Genomic DNA, 4,418 nt, shown 5'->3' with positions numbered 1-4,418 from the left:
GCTTCATTCTATAACGCAAAACCCATACTCACCAAACCCAATGCATTACTTGCAATTAAGTTTCCTGGATTCCAGTGTCTGGGCACTGGGATGACGTTATACGGTTCTTGGATGCAAAGAAGAGTGAGAAAAACTCTATAGTTAGCAAACTTTCAATCAGAAACAGCCAAAGATCTCTCTAAGATGTCAGTTTCTTTTGTATCTTCAGCTTTACCGTCCTGGTCGAATGAAATTTGCAGAGACTTACTACTATACTTCCTTTTTCCTAAAAAATTGGCTTGTTTAACTTTATATGAGACATAGTACCAAACATTGTCATCGAACTTTGATACTAATGTTGGTGATCCTAAAGTGTGAACCACTCTTTCTTTATCGTCACCTACTTTTATCTTGCTCCACAATTCAACACTAATGCCAGGAGCTCCGTGATTGTGAATAGTGTGAGTGCAGCTCACTGTAGATAATAAAATAAAAGATATTAATACTCGCATTTCTGTTGACAAATTACTTGAAGCTATAATACACTAATAAATTATCTGCCGTCAAATTTCAAAAAAGTTGAATTGGCTGATTCTCAATATCACTTAATATAATATTTACTTTAGAAAATAATAGCTGTCTTATGTCATTGTTAAAAGCAGATCCAATATACAAACCTTTTAATTACCCTTGGGCGTATGATGCGTGGCTGCAGCAGCAAAGAATCCATTGGATACCTGAGGAAGTTCCGCTTGCTGATGACGTAAAGGATTGGAAAACTAAACTTTCAAACGTAGAGAAAAATCTACTAACTCAGATTTTTAGATTCTTTACTCAGGCAGACATTGAAGTAAATAACTGCTACATGAGGCATTATTCAAATATATTTAAGCCAACAGAAATATGCATGATGCTTGCAAGCTTTTCCAATATGGAAACTATACACATTGCAGCTTATTCTTATCTTTTAGACACAATTGGCATGCCAGAAAGCGAGTATCAAGCATTCTTAAAGTATGATGCTATGAGAAAGAAGTATGAATACATGTTAGAATTCGAGGAAAGCAAAAAACACGATAAAAAACATGTAGCTAAAACTCTGGCGGTGTTTGGTGCATTTACCGAGGGGTTGCAGTTATTCGCATCATTTGCAATTTTGCTCAATTTTCAACGCTTTGGAAAAATGAAAGGCATGGGACAAATAATTGCCTGGTCAGCCCGTGATGAAACTTTGCACACCAATTCAATTATTATGTTATTTAATACATTTATTAAAGAGAATAATGAAATTTGGAACGATGAGTTTAAAGAGGAATTATATTCTGCATGCCGCACTATTGTTGAGCTTGAGGATGAGTTTATAAAGCTTGCTTTTAATTTCGGAGACGTTGAAGGACTATCTGCAGAAGAAGTGCGCAATTACATACGCTACGTAGCAAACAGACGGTTAATGCAATTAGGTCTTGAGTCCATATATGATGTTAATGATAATCCCATTCCGTGGCTTGATGAAATACTAAATGGCGTGGAACATACGAATTTCTTTGAAAATAGAGTAACAGAGTATAGCCGTGCAGCAACTCAAGGCACATGGGAGGAGGCTTTTACTGAAAACGACACGAATAATAAGTGAGTGCTAATTTCACTCTTCTTTGTCATTCCAGTGTCAGCTACTTTCATTACACCATTTGCTGTGCAGTTTAGACAGTTTTGCTTTACTTAACAACTAACTTACCATATATATGTCCATAGGACATTGGTATATAAGAACGTGCTACAACTATTAATCTTACTCACGGTCATCACTTCAGTTGCATTCTTTGGTCATTTAGCTCCAATGGAAGCAAAAACCTTCTTGTACTCAACGAGCCTGAGTATAAAAGAGGTTTTGCTATTTATAATGCCTTTTATTATTTTTGCGTTAATCTTTAGCAGTGTTAACAATCTTAAGCAGTCAGCTATAAAGTTCATATTGTTACTTATTATAATGATCTTCTTGTCAAATCTGGCTTCAAGTTTAATAGCTTATTCTGTTGGGCATTTCATCATACAAAATACTCATTCAATACAAGATATAACGTATGAAGAAACAATTGTTCCCTTATGGTCGTTTAGGCTGCCTGCATTGCTTTCTAATTTTTATGCCCTTGCCTGTGGATTTGTGTCCAGCATAGTGGTGTCCACACTGCTACCCAAGAAAAGCAAAGAGCTTTCGAACAAAATGTTAGATTTAACTCTCTTTATTTTGAAGACGTTTTTGACGCCGATTATTCCAATATTTGTACTTGGGCTTGCTTTAAAAATGCAGCATGATCAAGTTTTATCTATAATATTTAAGGATTACTCAATAATTTTCATTATTATAGCATCTGCAACCTACCTTTATGTTTTCCTCTTATATGGAGCAGCAAATTCATTCAAGATCACAAGCTGGATAGCTAGTATAGGCAATATGATACCGGCATTTATTACTGCGATGAGCACAATGTCTAGTAATGCAACTATGCCTCTTAGTCTTGAAGGAAGCAAAAAAAATGTAAAGCAACCTGACATAGCATCGTCTGTTGTTCCAATAACTGCTAGCTTTCATTTAGTAGGTGATTGCTTTTTTATCATAATATTATCAATGATAATTGCCTCCGGTTATTCATTGTGCACAACAGACTATGTAACTTTCCTTCTCTATTTTTTGTTATTTAAGTTTGCTATCGTTGCAGTGCCGGCAGGAGGAATTATGGTAATGCTACCTATTCTTGAGAAATACCTCAAATTTTCTCCAGAAATGCTTTCGTTAATCACAGCATTGTATGTAGTGTTTGATCCAATAATCACTTCAGCAAATGTTATGGGTAATGGTGCCTTTACTATGATATTTTCAAAACTCTATGATAAGCTTAAGTAATGTCTATTTTAGCGATTGATACTGTAGGTATTGGTAGTTCAATAGCAATAGTTGATTATGATGGTAACTGTTTTGTAGAGCACAATTCCACTAGCAATAGTCATGCAGAATCATTTTTTCAAATACTAAGTACTTTATTTGATAAGCACAACTATAATTATGATAAAATAGATCATTTGGCGGTAGTAGTTGGACCAGGAAGTTTCACTGGAATTAGAGTTGGTATATCAGCTGCACAAGGTATAAATCTTGCTACAAATAAGCCGTTATACGGGGTTAGTGCGCTGGAAGTTCAAGCCTACGCAATATCTTTGCTTTGTGCAAATAGCAAAAAAAATATCAGAGCTATAATCAAAAATGCTCAAGGGTTTTATACACAGTTATTTGATTTCAATTTATTGCCGCTGTCTGGTCCAACTGCAGCATGTGACCCTGGTCACGCTACAAGCAGTACACATATGGATTGCAATTTAAATGCTAGCCATGCAGGGCTATTAGTTCATTATAGACTAAAGAACAAGCAAAAATTAAATGAAGTTGAAGCTCTATATTTAAATGAGCCTCAGTATATGAAATTGCTATAGACTATTTTTTTGCATACACGCAATTTGGCTAAGCTTGTGCATCTGGTTTACTATCTCTTGAGCTACTTCTTTTATACTCATATTTGAATTTTCTATCTCTATAGCACTCGGTGGTGTAAATAAATTGTTAATCCTACATTGCTCTATCATGCTATTTAGATTAATCACCTTCCTATTTTTTCTTTGCCTTTTTAATGCAATACGCTTTTGTAATGTCGGTAGATCACACCTAAGTACCACAGGAAGGATTTCTGTGTTCATTTTTTTACTAAGCCTTACTATTGAATCATACATCCTCATGTTCTGGTCATTATTTTCCATCAACTCATCAATAAATATGTAATTTTTTGAGTGAATCGGATAATTTTCTATTACCTGAAGCATAATTTGCATAATGCCATATATTCTATCTTGAACTTCTTTAGGTATTTGATCACGTTCAAAGACACCATCGTATATAGAGCAAGCTTGAACATTGTTATAGAACTTACTATTTACAATTAATGCGTTTATCATATTAGATAATTCTATTGCTGTGGAAAGTTTACCACTTCCCGAAAGACCAGAGAGATATATGAAAAATCCTGCTGGCTGTTTTTTTGTGTTAATATTTACCATATTATTTTCAATCTTGAAACTTACGTTTATAATAACATAAAAATGAAGCTTTAAAACATATGAAATATTATATAGAAAATTATTTTTGTAGTTAAGATATTATGTAATTTAAAAACATAAATTCTGTATATAAACTCTATAATAACGATAACTATTTTTAAGCAAGCTACAACACAAAAGTGTTTGGTATTCAGAAAGCAAGACAGAGTGGCATAGACCTATTAGTTTACTACAAGTCTCTTTTCGCGTATAAACCTTCAGAAGATTCTAAGAACCTGTTAAGGATCTCGAAAATATGAGGTAAAATAAGCATAGTTAAGAAAGAGGTATATCTA

The 4,418-nt window shown here is 34.0% G+C and carries 5 protein-coding genes; 3 read left to right on the top strand and 2 right to left on the bottom strand.

Going from position 1 to position 4,418, the window contains the following annotated elements:
• Positions 1-152: 152 nt before the first annotated feature.
• On the bottom strand, positions 153-491 hold the full coding sequence (locus OZD61_RS01755) for an outer membrane protein assembly factor BamE (RefSeq protein WP_274979626.1): 339 nt from the start codon (positions 489-491) through the stop codon (positions 153-155).
• 131 nt (positions 492-622) lie between these two features.
• Between OZD61_RS01755 and OZD61_RS01750 the strand changes: the two genes are divergently transcribed.
• From OZD61_RS01750 to tsaB, 3 genes are all read left to right on the top strand, one after another.
• Entirely contained in the window at positions 623-1,612 is a 990-nt protein-coding gene (locus tag OZD61_RS01750; RefSeq protein ID WP_182320796.1) for a ribonucleotide-diphosphate reductase subunit beta, read from the top strand.
• Positions 1,613-1,750: 138 nt separating this feature from the next.
• Positions 1,751-2,881, top strand: coding sequence for a cation:dicarboxylate symporter family transporter (locus OZD61_RS01745; protein ID WP_274979625.1), 1,131 nt, complete (start codon positions 1,751-1,753; stop codon positions 2,879-2,881).
• Positions 2,881-3,465, top strand: coding sequence for a tRNA (adenosine(37)-N6)-threonylcarbamoyltransferase complex dimerization subunit type 1 TsaB (tsaB, locus tag OZD61_RS01740; RefSeq protein WP_077188562.1), 585 nt, complete (start codon positions 2,881-2,883; stop codon positions 3,463-3,465). Before OZD61_RS01745 ends, tsaB begins: the two co-directional genes overlap by 1 nt.
• On the opposite strand, the gene OZD61_RS01735 is transcribed toward tsaB, so the two are convergent.
• Positions 3,460-4,083 (bottom strand): DEAD/DEAH box helicase family protein, encoded by a 624-nt coding sequence (locus OZD61_RS01735; protein ID WP_077188561.1) that lies wholly within the window; start codon positions 4,081-4,083, stop codon positions 3,460-3,462. The two genes, tsaB and OZD61_RS01735, sit on opposite strands and share 6 nt — an antisense overlap.
• Between the last annotated feature and the right edge of the window lie 335 nt (positions 4,084-4,418).

The organism is Wolbachia endosymbiont of Drosophila bocki (assembly GCF_028982005.1).
Classification (GTDB): Bacteria; Pseudomonadota; Alphaproteobacteria; order Rickettsiales; family Anaplasmataceae; genus Wolbachia; species Wolbachia pipientis.
Note: the sequence above shows the minus strand (reverse complement) of the source record. Positions and strands in the feature narration are given on the sequence as shown.